The 19,964-nt window shown below is 63.0% G+C and carries 27 protein-coding genes; 21 read left to right on the top strand and 6 right to left on the bottom strand.

The window, feature by feature from the left end:
- Positions 1 to 46: 46 nt before the first annotated feature.
- The 4 genes from AC1D02_RS06040 to AC1D02_RS06025 all read left to right on the top strand — a co-directional run bounded on the left by AC1D02_RS06040 (position 47) and on the right by AC1D02_RS06025 (position 4,231).
- A complete protein-coding gene (locus tag AC1D02_RS06040) occupies positions 47 to 1,738 on the top strand; it encodes a methyl-accepting chemotaxis protein (protein ID WP_477314728.1) in 1,692 nt (563 codons plus the stop codon).
- Between the two features lie 56 nt (positions 1,739 to 1,794).
- Positions 1,795 to 2,376, top strand: coding sequence for a tRNA-uridine aminocarboxypropyltransferase (locus AC1D02_RS06035; protein WP_477314726.1), 582 nt, complete (start codon positions 1,795 to 1,797; stop codon positions 2,374 to 2,376).
- 82 nt (positions 2,377 to 2,458) lie between these two features.
- Positions 2,459 to 3,625 carry a PA0069 family radical SAM protein gene (locus AC1D02_RS06030; protein ID WP_477314724.1) on the top strand — a complete coding sequence of 389 codons (1,167 nt, stop codon included), beginning with the start codon at positions 2,459 to 2,461 and terminating at the stop codon, positions 3,623 to 3,625.
- Positions 3,626 to 3,745: 120 nt separating this feature from the next.
- Complete coding sequence (locus AC1D02_RS06025) at positions 3,746 to 4,231, top strand: hypothetical protein (RefSeq protein ID WP_477314722.1); 486 nt, start codon at positions 3,746 to 3,748, stop codon at positions 4,229 to 4,231.
- Between the two features lie 4 nt (positions 4,232 to 4,235).
- Here the strand turns inward: AC1D02_RS06025 and AC1D02_RS06020 are convergent, their stop codons facing one another.
- Positions 4,236 to 4,799, bottom strand: a complete 564-nt coding sequence (locus AC1D02_RS06020; protein WP_477314720.1) for a gamma-glutamylcyclotransferase — start codon at positions 4,797 to 4,799, stop codon at positions 4,236 to 4,238.
- Between the two features lie 118 nt (positions 4,800 to 4,917).
- Between AC1D02_RS06020 and AC1D02_RS06015 the strand changes: the two genes are divergently transcribed.
- Genes AC1D02_RS06015 through maiA form a run of 3 tightly spaced genes read left to right on the top strand, consistent with a single transcriptional unit; the run spans position 4,918 to position 7,111 of the window.
- Entirely contained in the window at positions 4,918 to 5,460 is a 543-nt protein-coding gene (locus AC1D02_RS06015) for a VOC family protein (RefSeq protein WP_477314718.1), read from the top strand.
- A complete protein-coding gene (locus AC1D02_RS06010) occupies positions 5,457 to 6,482 on the top strand; it encodes a fumarylacetoacetate hydrolase family protein (protein WP_477314716.1) in 1,026 nt (341 codons plus the stop codon). Before AC1D02_RS06015 ends, AC1D02_RS06010 begins: the two co-directional genes overlap by 4 nt.
- The gene (gene maiA, locus AC1D02_RS06005) at positions 6,479 to 7,111 is read left to right on the top strand and encodes a maleylacetoacetate isomerase (RefSeq protein WP_477314714.1); all 633 of its coding nucleotides are present in this window, start codon (positions 6,479 to 6,481) and stop codon (positions 7,109 to 7,111) included. The genes AC1D02_RS06010 and maiA overlap by 4 nt, the downstream gene beginning before the upstream one ends.
- Before the next feature lie 57 nt (positions 7,112 to 7,168).
- Here maiA and AC1D02_RS06000 read toward each other — a convergent pair whose 3' ends face one another.
- Positions 7,169 to 7,594 carry a CBS domain-containing protein gene (locus AC1D02_RS06000; RefSeq protein WP_477314712.1) on the bottom strand — a complete coding sequence of 142 codons (426 nt, stop codon included), beginning with the start codon at positions 7,592 to 7,594 and terminating at the stop codon, positions 7,169 to 7,171.
- A gap of 125 nt (positions 7,595 to 7,719) precedes the next feature.
- On the opposite strand from AC1D02_RS06000, the gene AC1D02_RS05995 reads away from it, so the two are divergent.
- The 14 genes from AC1D02_RS05995 (at position 7,720) to AC1D02_RS05930 (ending at position 17,600) form a co-directional block, all read left to right on the top strand.
- Positions 7,720 to 8,484, top strand: coding sequence for a uracil-DNA glycosylase family protein (locus tag AC1D02_RS05995; RefSeq protein WP_477314710.1), 765 nt, complete (start codon positions 7,720 to 7,722; stop codon positions 8,482 to 8,484).
- 135 nt (positions 8,485 to 8,619) lie between these two features.
- The gene (gene iscR / locus AC1D02_RS05990; protein ID WP_477314708.1) at positions 8,620 to 9,099 is read left to right on the top strand and encodes a Fe-S cluster assembly transcriptional regulator IscR; all 480 of its coding nucleotides are present in this window, start codon (positions 8,620 to 8,622) and stop codon (positions 9,097 to 9,099) included.
- A 19-nt stretch (positions 9,100 to 9,118) separates the two neighbouring features.
- Positions 9,119 to 10,375: an IscS subfamily cysteine desulfurase gene (locus AC1D02_RS05985; protein ID WP_477314706.1), complete on the top strand. Its 1,257-nt coding sequence runs from the start codon at positions 9,119 to 9,121 to the stop codon at positions 10,373 to 10,375.
- 27 nt (positions 10,376 to 10,402) lie between these two features.
- Positions 10,403 to 10,792: a Fe-S cluster assembly scaffold IscU gene (gene iscU, locus AC1D02_RS05980; RefSeq protein ID WP_305504592.1), complete on the top strand. Its 390-nt coding sequence runs from the start codon at positions 10,403 to 10,405 to the stop codon at positions 10,790 to 10,792.
- 17 nt (positions 10,793 to 10,809) lie between these two features.
- On the top strand, positions 10,810 to 11,133 hold the full coding sequence (gene iscA / locus AC1D02_RS05975) for an iron-sulfur cluster assembly protein IscA (protein WP_477314704.1): 324 nt from the start codon (positions 10,810 to 10,812) through the stop codon (positions 11,131 to 11,133).
- 5 nt (positions 11,134 to 11,138) lie between these two features.
- A complete protein-coding gene (hscB, locus tag AC1D02_RS05970) occupies positions 11,139 to 11,657 on the top strand; it encodes a Fe-S protein assembly co-chaperone HscB (RefSeq protein ID WP_477314702.1) in 519 nt (172 codons plus the stop codon).
- Positions 11,657 to 12,118: a hypothetical protein gene (locus AC1D02_RS05965; protein ID WP_477314700.1), complete on the top strand. Its 462-nt coding sequence runs from the start codon at positions 11,657 to 11,659 to the stop codon at positions 12,116 to 12,118. Before hscB ends, AC1D02_RS05965 begins: the two co-directional genes overlap by 1 nt.
- Positions 12,115 to 12,525 (top strand): hypothetical protein, encoded by a 411-nt coding sequence (locus tag AC1D02_RS05960; protein WP_477314698.1) that lies wholly within the window; start codon positions 12,115 to 12,117, stop codon positions 12,523 to 12,525. The genes AC1D02_RS05965 and AC1D02_RS05960 overlap by 4 nt, the downstream gene beginning before the upstream one ends.
- A complete protein-coding gene (gene hscA, locus AC1D02_RS05955; RefSeq protein WP_477314696.1) occupies positions 12,526 to 14,415 on the top strand; it encodes a Fe-S protein assembly chaperone HscA in 1,890 nt (629 codons plus the stop codon).
- Between the two features lie 27 nt (positions 14,416 to 14,442).
- Entirely contained in the window at positions 14,443 to 14,784 is a 342-nt protein-coding gene (gene fdx, locus AC1D02_RS05950; protein WP_477314694.1) for an ISC system 2Fe-2S type ferredoxin, read from the top strand.
- Positions 14,785 to 14,796: 12 nt separating this feature from the next.
- Positions 14,797 to 14,991 (top strand): Fe-S cluster assembly protein IscX, encoded by a 195-nt coding sequence (gene iscX / locus AC1D02_RS05945; RefSeq protein ID WP_305504582.1) that lies wholly within the window; start codon positions 14,797 to 14,799, stop codon positions 14,989 to 14,991.
- Positions 14,978 to 15,847 (top strand): class I SAM-dependent methyltransferase, encoded by an 870-nt coding sequence (locus tag AC1D02_RS05940; RefSeq protein ID WP_477314692.1) that lies wholly within the window; start codon positions 14,978 to 14,980, stop codon positions 15,845 to 15,847. Before iscX ends, AC1D02_RS05940 begins: the two co-directional genes overlap by 14 nt.
- 2 nt (positions 15,848 to 15,849) lie before the next feature.
- Positions 15,850 to 16,881 carry a low-specificity L-threonine aldolase gene (ltaE, locus tag AC1D02_RS05935; RefSeq protein ID WP_477314690.1) on the top strand — a complete coding sequence of 344 codons (1,032 nt, stop codon included), beginning with the start codon at positions 15,850 to 15,852 and terminating at the stop codon, positions 16,879 to 16,881.
- Positions 16,878 to 17,600, top strand: a complete 723-nt coding sequence (locus AC1D02_RS05930; RefSeq protein ID WP_477314688.1) for an rRNA pseudouridine synthase — start codon at positions 16,878 to 16,880, stop codon at positions 17,598 to 17,600. The genes ltaE and AC1D02_RS05930 overlap by 4 nt, the downstream gene beginning before the upstream one ends.
- Positions 17,601 to 17,626: 26 nt before the next feature.
- Here the strand turns inward: AC1D02_RS05930 and AC1D02_RS05925 are convergent, their stop codons facing one another.
- The 4 genes from AC1D02_RS05925 to AC1D02_RS05910 are packed head-to-tail and all read right to left on the bottom strand — an operon-like array spanning position 17,627 to position 19,763.
- On the bottom strand, positions 17,627 to 18,142 hold the full coding sequence (locus AC1D02_RS05925; RefSeq protein WP_477314686.1) for an RDD family protein: 516 nt from the start codon (positions 18,140 to 18,142) through the stop codon (positions 17,627 to 17,629).
- Entirely contained in the window at positions 18,132 to 18,776 is a 645-nt protein-coding gene (locus AC1D02_RS05920; protein ID WP_477314684.1) for a DUF3106 domain-containing protein, read from the bottom strand. Before AC1D02_RS05920 ends, AC1D02_RS05925 begins: the two co-directional genes overlap by 11 nt.
- 28 nt (positions 18,777 to 18,804) lie before the next feature.
- On the bottom strand, positions 18,805 to 19,197 hold the full coding sequence (locus AC1D02_RS05915; RefSeq protein ID WP_477314682.1) for a DUF3619 family protein: 393 nt from the start codon (positions 19,195 to 19,197) through the stop codon (positions 18,805 to 18,807).
- On the bottom strand, positions 19,194 to 19,763 hold the full coding sequence (locus tag AC1D02_RS05910; protein WP_477314680.1) for an RNA polymerase sigma factor: 570 nt from the start codon (positions 19,761 to 19,763) through the stop codon (positions 19,194 to 19,196). Before AC1D02_RS05910 ends, AC1D02_RS05915 begins: the two co-directional genes overlap by 4 nt.
- Positions 19,764 to 19,964: the final 201 nt, after the last annotated feature.

Raw genomic sequence — 19,964 nt, 5'->3', positions numbered from 1 at the left:
CATTACTGCTAGGATGGAATTTCCATTCAGCAATTAGATAGCGGTTATGAAAAACATGAATATCGGTACCCGTCTCGCCCTTGGATTTGCCATCGTCCTGTCCCTGTTGGTCGCCCTGAGCACGATCGCGCTATGGCGCATGCACTCGGCCAGCGCCATGACGGAAGACTTGATTAGCGAAAAAGTGCGCAACGAGCGCCTGATCGACGAATGGAAAGAAGTGGTCGAGGTAAATGCCGCGCGCACCACGTCGGCGTGGCTCGCAGTCGATCCGCTCGAGCAAAAAGCGGTCGAAGACCAGATGAAGAAATCGTCCGCGCGCGCCACCGAGGTGCAGAATTTCCTGGTCAAGGAAGTGACGGATCCGGTCGGCAAGGGCCTGGTGGCCGACGTTCTGTCGGCCCGCAGCGCGTACACCTCCGCCCGCGCCAGTGTTTTCAAGAACAAGGCCGCCGGCGAACTGGAAGTGGCCAAGCAGATTTACAGCAAGGACATGGTCGGCAAGCGCGAAGCATATCTCGACGCGCTGGCAAAGCTGTCGGTGACTCAGCGCAAGCTGCTCGACGACACCGCCGTCCAGATGTCGGCGAATTACCAGAGCGGCCGCCAGATGATCCTGGTGCTGGGCGCCCTCGGGATCCTGATCGGCGCTGCCTTCGCCTGGCTGATCACCCGCTCGATCACCGGTCCGATCAACGAAGCGGTGCGCGTTGCCGAAACGGTCTCGGCGGGCGACCTGACCAGCGAAATCGAAGTCACCAGCAACGACGAGACCGGCAAGCTGATGGCCGCGCTGAAAGCCATGAACGACAGCCTGGTTGGCATCGTCGGCCAAGTGCGCAGCGGCACCGAGACAATCAGCACCGCGTCGAGCGAAATCGCCAGCGGCAATATGGATCTGTCCTCGCGCACCGAAGAACAAGCCAGTTCGCTGGAGGAAACAGCCTCCTCGATGGAAGAACTGACGTCGACGGTGAAATTCAACGCAGAAAATGCACGCCAGGCCAATCAGCTCGCGATTGCCGCCTCAACCGTTGCCACCAAGGGCGGCGCCGTGGTATCGCAAGTCGTGGCGACGATGGGATCGATTAACGACTCTTCGCGCAAGATCGTCGACATTATCAGCGTGATCGACGGCATTGCCTTTCAAACCAACATCCTCGCGCTGAACGCCGCAGTGGAAGCGGCGCGCGCGGGCGAGCAGGGCCGCGGCTTCGCGGTCGTTGCGTCGGAAGTACGCAATCTGGCCCAGCGCTCCGCAGCCGCCGCGAAGGAAATCAAGACCCTGATCGGCGATTCGGTCGAAAAGGTCGACAACGGCTCGCGCCTGGTCGACGAAGCCGGCAAGACAATGGCCGAAGTAGTCGCCAGTATCGGCCGCGTTACCAGCATCATGAACGAAATCACCACCGCCAGCGACGAGCAGCGCGACGGCATCGAGCAGGTCAACCAGGCGATCACCCAGATGGACACGGTTACCCAGCAGAATGCCGCGCTGGTCGAGGAAGCCGCTGCGGCTGCCGCGTCGATGCAGGAACAGTCCGCTCGTCTGTCCGAAGTGGTCGGCGTGTTCAAGCTGAACCAGCCGGCCGCGGCACCGCGCATCGAAGCGCGCCAGCCTGCCGTGGCGCGTCCCGCGCTGCGCCACATCGCCGCCCGTCCGGCAGTGGTGCAGCCGGTGAAACGCAAACCGGCGCCGGCCATGGCCGAGGCCGCCGAGGGCTGGGAAGAGTTCTAAGCACAGCTGGGGACCGGTCCTGCGGACCTGTCCCCATTTTCGGTTATGCTGCCGCCATGACCCGTCCCACCTGCTCGACCTGCCTGCGTCCGGAATCCACCTGCATCTGCCGCTGGATCGCCCCGATCGCAGCGCAAGTCGAAGTCCTGATCCTGCAGCATCCCCTTGAAGTCCACAACGCCAAGGGCAGCGCGCGCCTGCTGCACCTGAGCCTTCCCGGCAGCGTGCTCGTCACCGGCGAAGCTTTCGCTCCCGATGAACTGGCCGCATTGCTGTTCAATGGCGGCCGCACCCCGGTTTTGCTGTATCCCGACGCCGTCAAGTCACCCGACGCCGCAAGCTTCACCGCCCCATCGAACCTGCGCCTGGTCATCCTGGACGGAACGTGGCGCAAGAGCCGCAAGATGCTGCACCTCAATCCCTTGCTGCGAACCCTGCCGCGCCTCGCGCTCGAAGACATGCCCGAGTCGCATTACCGCATCCGCAAGGCGCATGCGCCGGACCAGCTATCCAGCATGGAAGCGACGGCGTACGCGCTGATGCGCCTTGAGGGCGGCGAGGCCCGTTTCGCACCGCTGCTGACTGCATTCGACGGTTTCGTCGACCAGCAGGCATCATACGTCTGCCGGGGCGCCTGAGCCGTTTTCGTGCGCGCCACTTGAATTCTCGCGCCAGGCGGCGTAAGATACTGTATGTTTGTACAGTATCCGAGGTGCCGCGATGGCCGACAGCGACAACGACTTTGAAGGACAGGTGATGCTGCCGCCCAAGCCGCTCGCCCCGCGCAAAGGGCGCGGCGCCGTCTCGAACCTGCAAGGCCGCTACGAAGTCAACGGTCGCGAAGACTTCGACGACGGCTGGGTCCACGACGACGAAGAAGAGGGCGCGAAGCCCTTCAAAACCCAGGTCACCGACGAATACGCCAAGACTATCCTCAGCCGCAACGCCTCGCCCGACATTCCGTTCAACGTCTCGCTCAATCCTTATCGCGGCTGCGAGCACGGCTGCATCTACTGCTTCGCCCGTCCAACTCACAGCTATTTAGGCCTTTCGCCAGGCCTCGACTTCGAAACCCGCCTGTTCGCCAAGGTCAACGCGCCGGAACTGCTGCGCCGCGAACTCGCGCGGCCCTCGTATGCGCCCGAATCGATCGCGCTCGGCGTCAACACCGACGCCTACCAGCCGTGCGAGCGCCAGCTCGGCCTCACGCGCCGCGTGCTCGAAGTGCTGCAGGAATGCGAACACCCGGTCGGCCTGATCACCAAGTCCTCGCTGATCGAGCGCGACATCGACATCCTCGCAGCGATGGCCGCCAGGCGCCAGGCGATCGCGTCGATCACCATCACCACGCTCGACCCCGACATCTCGCGCACGCTCGAACCTCGCGCGGCCGCGCCGGCGCGGAGGCTGCGCACCATCCGCACGCTGACCGACGCGGGGATTCCGGTGAGCGTCAGCGTGGCGCCGGTCATTCCTTTCGTCACCGAGCCGGAACTCGAAAAGGTGCTGGAGGCGGCGCACGACGCTGGCGCCATCGGCGCGCACTACGTGGTGCTGCGGCTGCCGTGGGAAGTCAATCCGCTGTTCCAGGAATGGCTGCAGGCGCATTTCCCCGACCGGGCCCAACGCGTGATGAACCGGGTGCGCGAAATGCGCGGCGGCAAAGAGTACGACAGCGATTTCTCCAAGCGCATGCACGGGGAGGGGGTATGGGCCGACCTGATTCGCCAGCGCTTCACCAAGACCGTCAAGAAGCTTGGCATGGCCGGGGTCAACCAGCAGCGCTTCGAAAGGCTCGATTTCTCGCGCTTCAAGCGCCCGCTGGTGGTGCCGCCGGCGGCCGGCAAGCAAACCGGCAACGCCACCGGCCAGCTGGATTTATTCTAGGAGCGCGTCAATTTTTCTCGTCAGCCGCTATTCGCAGGATGAACGCCATGCTAATCTGGCAACAGTGTTCACGAATACAGAGCGGGCGAATTCATGACTCCAAGAGCTGCATGCCTTTTATTGGCGAGCGCATTTGCGATCGCCGCGCCGGCGTCGAGCGCCGACGGCTGGACCTTGCGCTTCGACGGCATCGGTCCGCTGAAAGTCGGCATGACGTTCGACCAGGCCAATGCAAGTTTGCAGCGGCGCCTGAAACGAACTCCCGATGACTTGCGTCCGAACGACCATTGCGACGAAATTTCCGTGCCCGGTCATCCGGAAACCGCCCTGATGTTTATCGACGACAAACTGGCGCGCGTGGACGTCTGGCATGCGGGCGCACGCCTCCGCGGCGGCGTGGTGATTGGTGGCGCTGAGCATTCCTTGATGCCCGCATATGCAAAAGCCAGCAAATCGCCGGGCTTCTACGACAATTCTCAGACCGAATGGACGCTGCCTTCGGCCGACGGCCGGATGGCGATCCGCATCACGACGGAAAACAACGCAATCATCACCGCGATCGCTGGCGAAGCAAAGGCGGTCGCCTACGTCGAAGGGTGCCTCTGACCGTTCAATCGAAATCGGCCAGGTGGCGCTCGATGGTGAACACGTGCTCGTCGTGCTTGCCCAGCGCGCGCAGCGCTTCGGCCAGTCCGACCAGGTAGTCGCGATTGCGGCCGCTGGGGCCGGCGGATTTCGCAATCTGCCGGGCGATGTCGCGTTCCGGCGCCTCGCCGAGGAAGGCCGCGTTGTCGGCGGTGGCGATGTACACGAGTCCCTCCTCACTGCCGCCCTCGTCGAACGAAATCTCGATTGCCAGCCGCAGGTAGCCGTTCTTCTCGCGATGATCGAGATGGGCGAATTCCTCCGGCGTGACCAGGTAGGCCATGCCGGCGCACACCGCCCCCGGTTCCGGAGCCAGTGTGACCACGCGTCCGGGAGCCTCCGGCGTGCCGCGATGGTCGTGCGATCCCTGCCAGAAGCGCCGCGTCCAACCCTTAATGGTGGCCGGGCGCCGTTCGATGAAAGGGAAGTCGGCCTTGAAGATCAGCGAACCGTAGCCGAACAGCCAGACCTGGTGGTGGCCGTCGAATTTATCCATCTGCCGGTTGATCGCGATGGTGTTGTGGGACATGGAAGCATTCCGGGAAAACGACGCCTAATTATAGTCGTGCCCTCGAACGCCGACGCATGACGGCTTGTATGATTGCCAGTTTTGCACTCTAATGTCGGTATAAATAGAGGAGCACACAATGCACATCCAGAAAATACATCACGTCGCCTACCGGTGCATCGATGCCAAACAGACCGTCGAATGGTACGGGAAATACCTCAACATGGGCTTCATCCTGGCCATCGCCGAGGACCAGGTCCCGTCCACCGGCGCGCCCGATCCTTACATGCACGTCTTCCTCGATGCCGGCGCCGGCAACGTGCTGGCGTTCTTCGAGCTGCCCAACCAGAGCGCGATGGGCCGCGACGAAAACACCCCGGCCTGGGTCCAGCACCTGGCGATGGAAGTCGGCTCGATGGACGAACTGCTGGCGGCCAAAGCCCGCCTCGAAGCGGACGGCATCGAAGTCATCGGCCCGACCAACCACACCATCTTCAAGTCGATCTACTTCTTCGACCCGAACGGACATCGCCTCGAACTGGCGGTCAACACCGGCACGCCCGAGATGATGCAAAAGCTCGACGCCGTGAAGTGGGACATGCTCAACGAGTGGGCGCAGACGCGCAAGGCGCCGCAGCACGCCGCGTGGATGCACGCCAGGCAGCCGGAGGGCCAGGCATGAAGCTCGCTACCCTGAAAAACAATACCCGCGACGGCGTGCTGGTCGTCGTCAGCCGCGACCTGGTCACCTGCCAGCGCGTGCCGAAAATCGCCTACACGATGCAGTTCGCGCTGGATAACTGGGAAGCCGTTTCGCCGCGCTTGCGCAATATCTACAACGACCTGAACGACGGCACCGCGCTGGCCGCCGAGCCGTTCGTCGAATCGATGTGCCACTCTCCGCTGCCGCGCGCTTACCAGTGGGCCGACGGCTCGGCCTACATCAACCACGTCGAATTGGTGCGCAAGGCCCGCAACGCGGACGTGCCGGCCTCGTTCTACACCGACCCGCTGATGTACCAGGGCGGCTCCGACTCCTTTGTCGGCCCGTGGGACCCGATCTACGCGATGGATGAAGCATGGGGCATCGACCTCGAGGCCGAAGTCGCAGTCGTCACCGGCGACGTCGAGATGGGCGCGGGCGTCGAACAGTGCGCCGACGCGATCAAGCTCGTCATGCTTGTCAACGACGTTTCGCTGCGCAACCTGATTCCCGGCGAACTGGCCAAGGGCTTCGGCTTCTTCCAGTCGAAAGCGGCCAGCGCGTTCTCGCCGGTGGCGGTGACGCCCGACGAACTTGGCGACGCCTGGAAGGACAGCAAACTGGCATTGCCGCTGACCGTGACGCTGAACGAACTCCCGTTCGGCAAGCCGAACGCGGGCGAGGACATGACCTTCAGCTTCGCCCAGCTGGTTGCGCACGCGGCAAAGACGCGCGAACTGGCGGCCGGCACCATCATTGGCTCAGGCACGGTGTCGAACAAGCAGGGCGGCTTGTACGGATCGAGCATCGAGCATGGCGGCGTCGGTTACTGCTGCCTGGCCGAAGTGCGCATGTACGAGACGATCGAGAAGGGCGCGCCAACCACGCCGTTCCTCAAGTTCGGCGACAACGTGCGGATCGAAATGATGGACAAGGACGGCGCCAGCATCTTCGGCGCGATCGACCAGGAAGTGGCGCACTACCACGGCCGCGCGAAATGAAGCTGCACACTTACTTCCGCAGTTCGGCCGCCTACCGGGTGCGCATCGCGCTGAACCTGAAAGGGCTGCCGTACGAAGCGGTGCCGGTGCACCTGGTCAAGAGCGAGCACCAGTCGGCCGAATACCGCGCGATGAATCCGAGCGCGCTGGTGCCGAGCTTTGAAGACCACGGCGCGACGATCACGCAATCGATGGCGATCATCGAGTACCTGGAAGAGATGCACAAGCTGGTGCCGCTCTTGCCCGACGATGCGCTGGGGCGAGCGCGCGTGCGTGAGCTGGCGATGATGATTGGCTGCGATATCCATCCGGTTAACAACCTGCGCGTGCTGCGCTACTTGGTGCGCACGCTCGGCATCGACGACGATGCGAAGAGCGCGTGGTACAAGCATTGGATCGCCGAAGGGTTCGGCGCGCTGGAGGCGCAGCTGGAGCGCGCGTCGGGACGCTTCTGCGTGGGCGACACGCCGACGATCGCTGATTGCTTCCTGGTGCCGCAGGTGTACAACGCGCAGCGCTTCGACATCGACCTGGCGCCGTACCCGAACATCGCGCGCATCAACGACGCGTGTGCCGCGCTGCCGGCCTTCATCGCCGCGCACCCGTCGAATCAACCCGACGCGGAATAGAATCTGGGGTCAGGTCCGCCGGACCTGACCCCAGATTTTGGTCCGCGTCTTAAACGCTTACTGCTGTCCGCCCGGCGCCGAAATCTCGCCCAGCGCCTTGTCGGTCCCGGTCTTCGCCTTCACCGCCATGTCGCCCAGCGACACGATGCCGACCATCTGATGCGACGCCTGGTCAATCACCGGCACGCGGCGAATCTGCACGTCGCCCATCTCCGCCAGCACCTCGTCGACCGTTTGGCTCGCCTTGCAGGTGCGCACGTCCGTGCTCATCACGTCGCCGATGCGCGTGTCCGGCGCCAGCCCGGCCGCCGTGGCGCGGATCGTGATGTCGCGGTCGGTGATCATGCCGACCAGCTTGGTGCCGTCGCACACTGGAATTGCGCCCACATCGTGCTGCTTCATCAGTTCCGCAGCGTGACGTACAGTTTCGTCAGGCGAAACACTTTTCACATCCTTGGTCATTACGTCTTGAATAGTTTGCATTTGAACCTCCGTACTGGATTGATTGGTAGAACCCCAAACGGGGGACCACTAATCATGCCATTTTTTTAATAATTTCGACGCATGCTTGAAATGGTAAAATCCCGGCTTTCCGAAGCAGTACCGCCATGCCCGTTAATTTCGTCCCCCCGCAGATCCTGAACGCGCTGACCCTGGCCGACCCGAGCTGGCGTCCGATCCTGCTAACAGGCCTGGAAGCCGTCGCGAACGCCAACCCGGATTACCTGCCCGCGCTTGCCGCCGACCACTACCTGCCGACCGAAAACCGCCTGTTCGCCGCCTTCGCGCTGCCGCTGGCCGAGGTGCGCTACGTGCTGGTGGGCGAGGGGCCGTATCCGCGCGCCGAAAGCGCCACCGGCGTGTGCTTCATGGACGGCGCCGTCGGCGAGCTGTGGTGCGACAACGGCCTGTCCAAGCCGGTCAACCGCGCCACGTCGCTGCGCAACTTCATGAAGATGCTGTTGGTGGCGGACGGCCAGCTTCAAGCTGACCTGACCAGCGGCGCTGCCTTGGCTCCGGTGGCCGCGAGCGCAAAGGAAAACGGTTCGATCCGGACCCTGGCGCAATTGCAGGACAACCTGACCCACCATGGCTTCCTGCTGCTCAACGCCGCGCTGGTGTTCCGCAAGCACGTCCCGCCGCCGTTCGAGGCCCGCGCCTGGCTGCCGTTCCTGCAGACGGTCCTGGCCGCCCTGGCCGGCACCGGCGCCAAACTGGTCTTATGGGGAAAGATCGCCGAACAGCTGAAAAAGCTGCCGGAATGCGCGAACCTCGAGCAGTTGTGCTCCGAGCATCCATACAACTTGTCGTTCATCACGCACGAGGGAATGCAGGGCCTGTTTGGCCCGATGCGCCTGCTGCGCGCCCGCTAGGCAAAACCGGGGCGCCAAAGACAAGACCTGTCGATTTTGGTATACTTGACTAAATCGTTCAACTAATCAGGCCATTGGCAATACCGGCTGATTGAACGAAAGCAATATTTTACCATTCGTTGACCCGGGGTTGAGATGCGTCTGACCACTAAAGGCCGTTTTGCTGTCACTGCGATGATCGATCTTGCCCTGCGTTCGGGCAAGGGTCCCGTCACGCTGTCGGGCATCAGCCAGCGCCAGGCGATCTCGCTGTCCTACCTCGAACAGCTGTTCGGCAAGCTGCGCCGCCACGAGATCGTCGAATCGATCCGCGGCCCGGGCGGCGGCTACAGCCTGGCGCGCAAGGCCGACAAGGTGACGGTGGCCGACATCATCATCGCCGTCGACGAGCCGCTCGATGCGACCCAGTGCGGCGGCAAGGAAACCTGCCACGGCGCCGACGCCGCCACCGGCGCGCGCTGCATGACGCACGAGCTGTGGGCCACGCTCAACGAAAAGATGGTCGATTACCTCGACTCGGTCTCGCTGCAAGACCTGGTCGACCAGCAGAAGCACAAGAATTCGGAACAAGTCGTGGTGCTGCACCGCAACGCCGCCGCCGTTGGACAAGATTGAAGCATATTGGAGTGATTTGATGAACGCGCCTTTGGACAAAACCCTCGAGCACACTTTTGTGACCGCTCCGCACTTCCCGATCTACATGGATTACTCGGCCACCACGCCGATCGATCCGCGCGTGGCCGACAAGATGATTCCTTACCTGCGCGAGCAGTTCGGCAATCCGGCGTCGCGCAGCCACATGTACGGCTGGACCGCGGAAGCGGCCGTCGAGGAGGCGCGCGCCGAAGTAGCCAAGCTGGTCGGCGCCGACCCGCGCGAAATCATCTGGACTTCGGGCGCGACCGAAAGCAACAACCTCGCGCTGAAAGGCGCCGCCCAGTTCTACAAGACCAAGGGCAAGCACATCATCACGGTCAAGACCGAGCACAAATCGGTGCTGGACACCGTGCGCGAACTCGAGCGCGTCGGCTTCGAAGCGACCTACCTCGAACCGCAGGACAACGGCCTGATCACCATCGCCCAGCTCGAAGCGGCGATCCGCCCGGACACCATCCTGGTCTCGGTCATGCTGGTCAACAACGAGATCGGCGTGATCCAGCCGATCGACGACATCGGCGCGCTGTGCCGCTCGAAGGGCATCATCTTCCATTGCGACGCCGCCCAGGCAACCGGCAAGGTCGCGATCGACCTGGCCAACAGCAAGGTGGACCTGATGACCTTCACCGCGCACAAGACCTACGGCCCGAAAGGCGTCGGCGCCCTGTACGTTCGCCGCAAGCCGCGCGTGCGCCTGGAAGCGCAGATGCACGGCGGCGGCCACGAGCGCGGCCTGCGTTCGGGCACCTTGCCGACCCACCAGATCGTCGGCATGGGCGAAGCCTTCCGCATCGCCCGCGAAGAAATGGACAGCGAAATCGTTCGCATCCGCGCGCTGCGCGACCGCCTGGCCAAGGGCCTGCAGGAGATCGAAGAGGTCTACGTCAACGGCGACATGGAACACCGTGTGCCGCACAACCTGAACGTGAGCTTCAACTACGTCGAAGGCGAGTCCCTGATCATGGCGATCAAGGGCCTGGCCGTGTCGTCCGGCTCGGCCTGCACCTCGGCCAGCCTCGAGCCATCGTACGTGCTGCGCGCGCTGGGCCGCAGCGACGAACTGGCGCACAGCTCGATCCGCTTTACCATCGGCCGCTTCACGACCGAATCCGACATCGATTTCGCGGTGGACCTGCTGAAATCGAAGGTCCACAAATTACGCGAACTGTCGCCCCTGTGGGATATGTTCAAAGAAGGCATCGACATCGCGTCGATCCAATGGGCAGCCCACTAACACCGTATTCAAATTAGGAGCATCACCATGGCATACTCGGACAAAGTGTTGGACCACTACGAAAATCCACGTAACGTCGGCGCCTTCGACAAGGGCGACGAGACGATCGGCACCGGCATGGTCGGCGCGCCGGCCTGCGGCGACGTCATGAAACTGCAGATCAAGGTTGGCGCCGATGGCCTGATCGAAGACGCGAAATTCAAGACCTACGGCTGCGGTTCGGCCATCGCATCGAGCTCGCTGGTGACCGAATGGGTCAAGGGCAAGACCTTGGACCAGGCGCTGTCGATCAAGAACACCGAAATCGCCGAAGAACTGGCGCTGCCGCCGGTGAAGATCCACTGCTCGATCCTCGCCGAGGACGCGATCAAGGCCGCCGTGCTGGACTACAAGACCAAGCACCCGACCGCCGCCTGAGAGGGCTGGAGGAATACATGGCAATCACACTGACCGAAAAAGCGGCGAAGCACATCAACCGCTATATCGAACGCCGCGGCAAGGGCATCGGCCTGCGCTTCGGCGTGCGCACGACCGGCTGCTCGGGCCTGGCGTACAAGCTCGAATACGTCGATGAATCGGCCGCCGAAGACCAGGTCTTCGAGTCGCACGGGGTGAAGGTCTTCGTCGACCCGAAAAGCCTGCCGTACATCGACGGCACCGAGCTCGATTTCACCCGCGAAGGGCTGAACGAAGGCTTCCGCTTCCACAACCCGCAGGTCAAGGACGAATGCGGCTGCGGCGAAAGCTTCCGTATCTGACCGCAATGCAGAACCACTTCGACCTGTTCCACCTGCCGGCGCGCTTTTCGATCGACATGGGCGCGCTCGACGCGGCGTATCGCGACGTGCAGGGGCAGGTGCACCCGGACCGCTTCATCAACGCGACCGACGCCGAAAAGCGCGTCGCGATGCAGTGGGCCACGCGCGCCAACGAGGCCTACCAGACGCTGAAGAATCCGCAGAAGCGCGCGCGCTACCTGTGCGAGATGAACGGCGTCGACCTGCAGACGGAATCGAACACGGCGATGCCGATGGACTTCCTGATGCAGCAGATGGAGTGGCGCGAGGCGCTGGGCGAGGCGCGGGCGGAGAAGAATGTCGAGGCGCTCGATGCCTTGGACGAGCAGGTCAAGCAGGAACGCAAGTCGCAACTCGTGAAGATTGGCGCGCAGATTGAGGCTGGTGATTACGAACACGCGGGACAGGGCGTACGCGCACTCATGTTTTTAGACAAAATGACTCAGGAGATTGAAGGGCTGTTCAGCACGCTCGAGGCAACTTGATGCCTGAGCTGAAGGAAAGCCTTCAAATCGCAGGCGAAATCCTCAAGGTCATTGGGGCACTGGCGTCATTCTATGCCGTCTTCAAGTTACGCCAGATCGAGAAAAAATATCTTTTCAAAGCAACCGTTCCGGACTTGATGGCGAGAATCGGGAAGACGTTGGATACGTTGATCGAAGTGCTCGACGATCCTACCGGATACCGGCCCGAAATTGCTGAAGCGCTGAATCACTTGATGGTCGACGTGAAGAACCTGAGGCGAAAATGTCACGGCGGCACCTTGAAAGCTTGTTCAGAACTGCTGAGAACGCTCCAGGCGACCCGCCCGCGCCGCTATTTTTGGCAGCCGGAAGAGCCGATGGCGGTCGGTGAGTCGACGCTGATCGAGATCTATGGCAGAGGGGCGGGCTTGATTCACTCACTTGAGAACGACTTGGAAGACCACCGCTGGAGTGGAAAATGAGCGAGAGCAAAATTGATCAGGGCGTGTTCAAGATTTTCCGAATGACCCATGAGGGGCAGCTGAGCTGGGAGCATGCGGCAGTCCCGCGGCTTTGGCAGCAGAACACCGACACCATCTATCCAGTCTTCTTTCAAACTGAATACGAAGGTAGAAGGCTGGCGTTGTTTCAGACCAAGGAGCGCCAATCCCGTCAAAAGTCGATGGAACAGATTATCAACGGCGACTCGAACGAATGGAGCGAATCGTATCACTTGGCCTTACTCGGGAATCATGACGAACTGTTGTTCGAGTTTCCCCGGTCGCGCGTGATAAGGGATTTATTCATCGGAGTGCGCTACAAAGCCGCGAAAGTCGATGATTTCCTCGACAAGTTACTTAAATCAGAACCAGCAAGCGAAAAAGAATAAATGGCCTTACTCCAAATCTCCGAACCCGGCATGTCCACCGCCCCCCACCAGCACCGGCTGGCGGTCGGCATCGACCTGGGCACCACCAACTCGCTCGTCGCCACGGTCCGCAGCGGCATCCCCGAGGTCCTGAGCGATGAAGACGGCCGCCCGCTGCTGCCGTCGGTGGTCCGCTACCTGGCCAACGGTCATGCGCACATCGGCCACAAGGCGCAGGCCCACCAGACCACCGACCCGAAGAACACCGTTGTCTCGGTCAAGCGCTTCATGGGACGCGGCCTCGCCGACATCGCCCACGCCGAAAACCTGCCTTACGATTTTCAAGATGCTCCGGGCATGGTCCAACTGCGCACGATCGCCGGCGTGAAAAGCCCGGTCGAAATCTCCGCCCAGATCCTCGCCACCTTGCGCCAGCGCGCCGAGGATTCGCTCGGCGACGAGCTGGTCGGCGCCGTCATTACCGTGCCTGCCTACTTCGACGATGCCCAACGCCAGGCCACCAAGGACGCGGCCCAGCTGGCCGGCCTTAACGTGCTGCGCCTGCTGTCCGAGCCGACCGCCGCGGCGATCGCCTACGGCCTCGATCACGGCTCCGAAGGCATCTACGCCGTCTACGACCTGGGCGGCGGCACCTTCGACATCTCGATCCTCAAGCTGTCCAAGGGCGTGTTCGAAGTGCTGTCCACCGGCGGCGACTCCGCGCTCGGCGGCGACGACTTCGACCACCGCCTGTTCTGCTGGATCACCGAACACGCCAAGCTGGCGCCGCTCTCGGACGAAGACACCGCGACCCTGATGGTCAAGGCGCGCCAGGCGAAGGAACTGCTGTCGACCAATGGCTCGACCACTGTCGATGCGATCCTCAACTCCGGCGAAATCGTTCACCTGCAAGTGACGGCCGAAGACTTCGCCGAGATGACCAGGCACCTGGTCGCCAAGACCATGAACGCGATCCGCAAAGCCATGCGCGACGCTTCAGTCTCGGTCGACGACGTCGATGGCGTGGTGATGGTCGGCGGCGCCACGCGCATGCCGCACGTGCGCCGCGCGGTCAGCGAATACTTCAAGACCATCCCGCACGCGAACATCGACCCGGACAAGGTCGTCGCGCTGGGCGCAGCGATCCAGGCCAACCTGCTGGCCGGTAACCGCGCCGCGGGCGACGACTGGCTGCTGCTCGACGTGACCCCGCTGTCGCTCGGTATCGAGACGATGGGCGGCCTGGTCGAGAAGATCATTCCGCGCAATTCGACCATCCCGTGCGCGCGCGCCCAGGAGTTCACCACCTTCAAGGACGGCCAGACCGCCTTGTCGGTGCACGTGATGCAGGGCGAGCGCGAGCTGGTGTCCGACTGCCGCTCGCTGGCGCAGTTCGAACTGCGCGGCATCCCGCCGATGGTGGCCGGCGCCGCGCGCATCCGCATCACCTACCAGGTCGATGCCGACGGCCTGCTGTCGGTGTCGGCGCGAGAAACACGTTCCGGCGTCGAAGCGCACATCACCGTCAAGCCGTCGTACGGCCTGGCCGACGACGAAGTGGCGCGCATGCTGCAGGACTCTTACAGCTCCGCGCAGGTCGACATGGTCATGCGCGCGCTGCGCGAGGAGCAGGTCGAGGCCGAGCGCATCCTGCTGGCGACGCAATCGGCGCTCGACACCGACGCCGCGCTGCTGACCGACGCCGAAATGGCCGACATCAACAAGCTGATGGACGCCGTGCGCGAAGCCGCCAAGGCCACCGCCGGCCAGCCGGCCGACGCGCCGGCCGCGCAGGCCGCGCTGCACGCCGCCGTCGAGGCGCTGGCGCAAGGCACCGAGGAATTCGCCTCGCGCCGCATGGACCAGAGCGTGCGCAGCGCGCTGGCCGGCAAATCGCTCGACGAAATCTGAATCCCGAATATTTAAAAGGTAAATCCCGTGCCGCAAATCGTCATCCTTCCCCATCCCGTTTTCTGCCCTGAAGGCGCCGTCCTCGAGGCGCCGAAGGGCAAATCGGTCTGCGACGTCCTGCTCGAGAACGACATCGACATCGAGCACGCCTGCGACCGCGTCTGCGCCTGCACCACCTGCCACGTGCTGGTGCGCGAGGGCTACGACTCGCTCAACGAGCCGGAAGAAAAAGAAGAGGACATGCTCGACAAGGCCTGGGGCCTGGAAGCCGTGTCGCGCCTCTCGTGCCAGGCGATCGTCGACTCGGAAGACCTGGTCGTCGAGATCCCGAAATACACGATCAACCACGCCGCCGAAAAAAATCATTGAACGGGTATCGTCATGAAATGGAGTGACATCTCGGCCATCGCCGAAGCGCTGTACGACAAATACCCGGACACCGATCCGGCGCAGATCCGTTTCGTCGACCTGCACAACAAGGTCGTCGACCTGGACGGCTTCGACGACGACCACACCCGTGGCGGCGAGAAGGTGCTCGAAGCAATCCAGGCGGCGTGGATCGATGAAGCGCGCTGACCCGAAGCCGATGGAGCTGCCGCCGGAAGTGCGTCCCGGCCAGTCGATCGCGCTGCTGCAGGAACTGCACATCCTCACGCGCGACGGCAAGCTGAATCAGGACAGCCGCCGCAAGCTCAAGCAGGTCTACCACCTGGTCCAGTTCATTGAACCGCTGATCCGCGAAATCCAGCAGGACCATCCCGCCGTGTCGCTGGTCGACCATGGCGCCGGCAAGTCCTACCTGGGCTTCATCCTGTACGACCTGTTCTTCAAGAACCTGGCCGACGGCTCGCACATCTATGGCATCGAAACGCGCGAGGAACTGGTCGCCAAGTCGGAACAACTGGCGCAGCGCCTGGGCTTCCCAGGCATGTCCTTCCTGCCGCTGTCGGTGGCCGAATCGACCACGTCGGGCCAGCTGCCGGACCGCATCGACATCGTCACCGCGCTCCACGCCTGCAACACGGCGACCGACGACGCCATCGACTTCGCGCTGAAGAAGAAGGCCAGATTCATGGTGCTGGTGCCGTGCTGCCAGGCCGAAGTCGCCACTGTCCTGAAGAAGAACAAGGGCAAGGACCTGGGCCGCAGCGCGCTCACTGAAATCTGGCGCCATCCGCTGCACACGCGCGAATTCGGCAGCCAGGTCACCAACGTGCTGCGCTGCCTGCAACTGGAGGCGCACGGCTACCAGGTCAACGTGACCGAGCTGGTAGGCTGGGAGCACTCGATGAAAAATGAGCTGATCATCGCCAGCTACAAGAACCTGCCGCGCAAGCGTCCGAGCGAACGCCTGCAGGAAGTATTGAACACGCTGGGCCTGGAAGAAATGGGCCTGCGCTTCTACACCGAACAACTGACCACGGCACAATGACCATGAGCGAACACTGGATCGACCTGCGCAGCGACACCGTCACCCAACCGTCCGACGCGATGCGCGCGGCGATGGAAGCGGCGCCCGTCGGCGACGACGTCTACGGCGACGACCCCACCGTCAACCGCCTGCAGGACACCGCGGCGCAGATGTTCGGCTACGAGGCCGGCCTGTTTGCGCCCTCGGGCACGCAGAGCAACCTGATCGCGCTTCTGGTACATTGCGCGCGCGGCGACGAGTACCTGGTCGGCCAGGAAGCCCACACCTACAAGTACGAAGGCGGCGGCGCTGCGGTGCTGGGCAGCATCCAGCCGCAGCCGATCGCCAACCAGCCGGACGGCTCGATCGCGCTGGCCGACATCGCCGCCTACATCAAGCCGGATGACATGCACTTCGCGCGCACCCGCCTGCTGGCGCTGGAAAACACCATTGGCGGCCGCGTCCTAGGCCAGGAATACATGGCGCAGGCGACATCGTTCGCGCACGCGCAGGGCTTGGCGACGCACCTGGATGGCGCGCGCATCTGCAATGCGGCCGTCAAGCTGGGCATCGGCCTGCGCGACGCGGTCAAGGGCTTCGACACCGTGTCGGTGTGCCTGTCCAAGGGGCTCGGCGCGCCGGTCGGATCTGTGCTGCTCGGGCCGAAAGCCTTCATCGAGCAGGGCAAGCGCTGGCGCAAGATGCTGGGCGGCGGCATGCGCCAGGCCGGCATCCTCGCGGCGGCCGGCCTGTACGCGCTCGAGCACAACGTCGAACGCCTGGCCGACGACCACGCCAACTCGGCGCGCCTGTCCGCTGGCCTGAAAGAAATCGAAGGCCTGAAGGTCGCCACGCCGCAGACAAACATCTTCTACGTCGAAGTGCCGCCGGCGGCAGTCGACGAGCTGCGCGAGACGCTGGTGCGCGAGCGCATCCGCGCAACCGTCGGCCAGCACACGCGCCTGGTCACCCACATCAACATCAGCGCCGCCGATGTCGAAAAAGTGATCGCCGTATTCACCGCATTTTTCAAAGACTGGCGCGCCAAGCAATGATCGACGACGACAACACCATCCGCCTCGCCAAGCGCGTGGCCGAAATGATCCCGTGCTCGCGCGCCGAAGCGGATAAGTACATCGCGGGCGGCTGGATCAGCGTCGATGGCGTGGTGATCGAGGAAGCGGGCGCCCGCGTGGCCGACGAACAGGAGGTCGTGATCCATCCGGACGCCACGCTGCTCGAGCTGACGCCCGTGACCATCCTGCTGCACAAGCCGGCGGGCGTGGATGCGGAAGAAGCGGTCAAGCTGCTGTCGGCCGAGACGCTGCAGCCGGCCGATCACGGCCACCAGCGCTTCCTCAAACGCCACCTGGCCAACCTGACGCTGGCGACGCCGCTCGATGCCAAGGCCAGCGGGCTGGTGGTGTACACGCAGGACTTCCGCGTGGCGCGCAAGCTGGTGACCGAGGGCATGCGGGTCGAGCAGGAGTTCATCGTCGAAGTGGCGGGGGATATCCGCGAAGGCGGGCTGGCGCTGCTCAATCACGGGCTGTCGTTCAACGGCAAGGAGATCCCGCCGATGAAGGCCAGCTGGCAGAACGAGACGCGGCTGCGGTTTGCGGGCAAGGGCATCAAGCCGGGGCAGCTGCTGCACATGTGCCGCATGGTGGGGCTGACGATTGTGTCGACCCGCCGCATTCGCGTGGGCCGCATTTCAATGGCCAGCCTGCCGCTTGGGCAGTGGCGCTACCTGCACGAATACGAACGTTTCTAGGCTGGCGCTCCTGCGAAGGCAGGAGCCTATGCCGATTTAGCGTTAGCCTTCGGCAGCTGAATCAGCCGAGTCCCGGCAACCTTATCGTGCAGGAACTGCCGATCCTTGTCGAGGAACGCGGTCAGTCCCCACGCTACCGCGCCGATGACGACGGCCCAGATCTGCGCGCCCGGCTTCAGCCCGAACGCATAGCAAACCACCAGCGCCGGCAGGAACCAGCCCCACGCCATCAGGTAACGGACCGCAGCCGCGCGCAGCGGCACCTTGGCGTATCCCAGCTTGACCACCTTGATGCGCCAGGTCTTCATCGCCAGCGTATGCCCGCTGCCCGACCACGCATGAATGAAATACGCCGCGGCGACGAGGAAGAACACCGCGTTGCGGCCATGGTCGATCAGGGACGAGTGCTGCAAGCGCGTCGCCGCAATGTAGATGAAGATCGCCAGCGCTTCCACCGCGGTCAGCAGGAAGGCTTCATAAACCATGGAGATCAGTCGGCGTTTGACGGTGGGCGTGGCGATCTGCGGCTTGCTATTTGACATTTGGCGCTGGTGCAACCGGGGAGCCCGGTGGTTGTGGCTGCGCGACGATGCACGTTGGCGTGCCGGCGCGGGAGGTATCGATCATGGTGCCGGCCGGGCAGGAAGCCACCGGCTGCACGGGGCGCTTGATCGGCGCGACCGTCTTGGCGCCCGCCTGCGCCGGCGGCGGCAGGTTGGTCAGCTGCTTCTTGCTGCGCGCGGCGGCCGCTTCGGCGGCGAGCTTCTGCTTCTCTTCATCCGGCAGCTGCTGGTACTTTTCCCACTGCTCGGACTTCTGTGTCGGGTCGATTTTCTTGGCGCGCGTGTAGTTCTCGCGCACCAGCCGGCGCTGCTCGGGCGTCATCTTGACCCACTCGCGCATCTTCTCGTGCACGCGCGCCTGCTCGTCCGGCTTCATCGACGAAAAGCGGTTGGCGATGTCGAGCCATTTTTGCTTGCGCATGCCTTCCATCTTGTCCCACTCGCCGGCGAGCGGTTCGAGCGCGACTTTCTGCGCCGGCGACAGGGTCGCCCACAGCGGCTTGTCGAGCGCTTTCGCGGGAGCGGCCTTGACGGGGGCGGAAGGAACCGCGGCAGGCGCCTGCGCAAACGCCGGCGCCGCGAGCAGAACGGCCGCCAGGGCCGCCCACTTCAACGAGGACTTCAACAAATCGCCCGCCACCTTATTGACCACGCTGATTCAGGTAGGCGTTGAAGCCATGATCCAGATAGGCGGTCAGTGGCAGTTCGTCGGACAGCACCGCGGCATCGAGTTCGGCGATTTCGGCGATATGCTTTTCTTCTTCGTATTGATATACGCCGGCCAGCGCGGCCACCAGGGCCAGCAGCGGGATGATGGCGCCGGCGCGGCCGAGCGCGGAAAACGTGAAGAACGCGCCGATATTGCCGGCGAGGACGCCCTGGGCCACCTTGACGGGGGCATGCGCCTTCTTGCGCGATACGGCAAGTTTGCGGGCCGAAGCGAGACGATCCGCGGTTGAGGCCGGCAGATTGTCGAGGTTGTGGTTCAGCGCATGGCGTACTTTGTACGCGAAATTGATGTCGTCGGTATTCATAATTTTAATCCCTTGGCTTTCAGCGATTCGGCGAGGGTATGGGTCGCCCGCGAACAATGTGTCTTGACGCTACCTTCTGAACACCCCATCGCTTCGGCCGTTTCAGCCACGTCCATGTCCTGCCAATAACGCATAAGGAAGGCTTCCCGTTGACGCGCAGGCAGTTTTTGTACCTCCGCTTCGATCACCGCCAGCGTCTGCTGGCGCTCGACCTGGTCCGCGCTCGACTCGGCGGCCGCCGATCCGACCTCCGCTTCATGCGATTCGAGTATATCAAAATCGTCATCGTCGTTATCGCGCCGCCCCATGCCGGAGAACAGGCTGACCCAGGTGTTGCGCACCTTTTCGCGGCGGAAGAAATCGAGGATGGTGTTTTGTAAAATCCGCTGGAACAGCATCGGCAATTCGGCCGCCGGCTTGTCCCCGTATTTTTCGGCAAGCTTGATCATCGCGTCCTGCACGATGTCAAGAGCGGCCTCGTCCTTGCGCACGGCGTACACGGCCTGCTTGAAAGCGCGCCGCTCGACATGTTCGAGGAAGTCGGATAATTCTTTGTCTGTGGCCATGCTGGACGGGAAGGGCGTCTTTACGCCAATAATGCTTCAGTGAAAAACTGACGCATCCTAGCAAATAACAGGCCGTTTTGCTTGGTTTTCACGTAATTACGCCATTCCGGTAACGATTTCGCCATTTTTGTTCTTGACCAGAATGCTGCAACGCAGTATCGTGGATCACGCTTTGACATCCCGAAGCTCTATGGTCAGGTC

The sequence above is a fragment of the Massilia sp. P1_C10 genome (genome assembly GCF_056406475.1).
The sequence above is the reverse complement of the archived record's forward strand: the minus strand, read 5'-3'. Positions and strand labels throughout refer to the sequence as shown.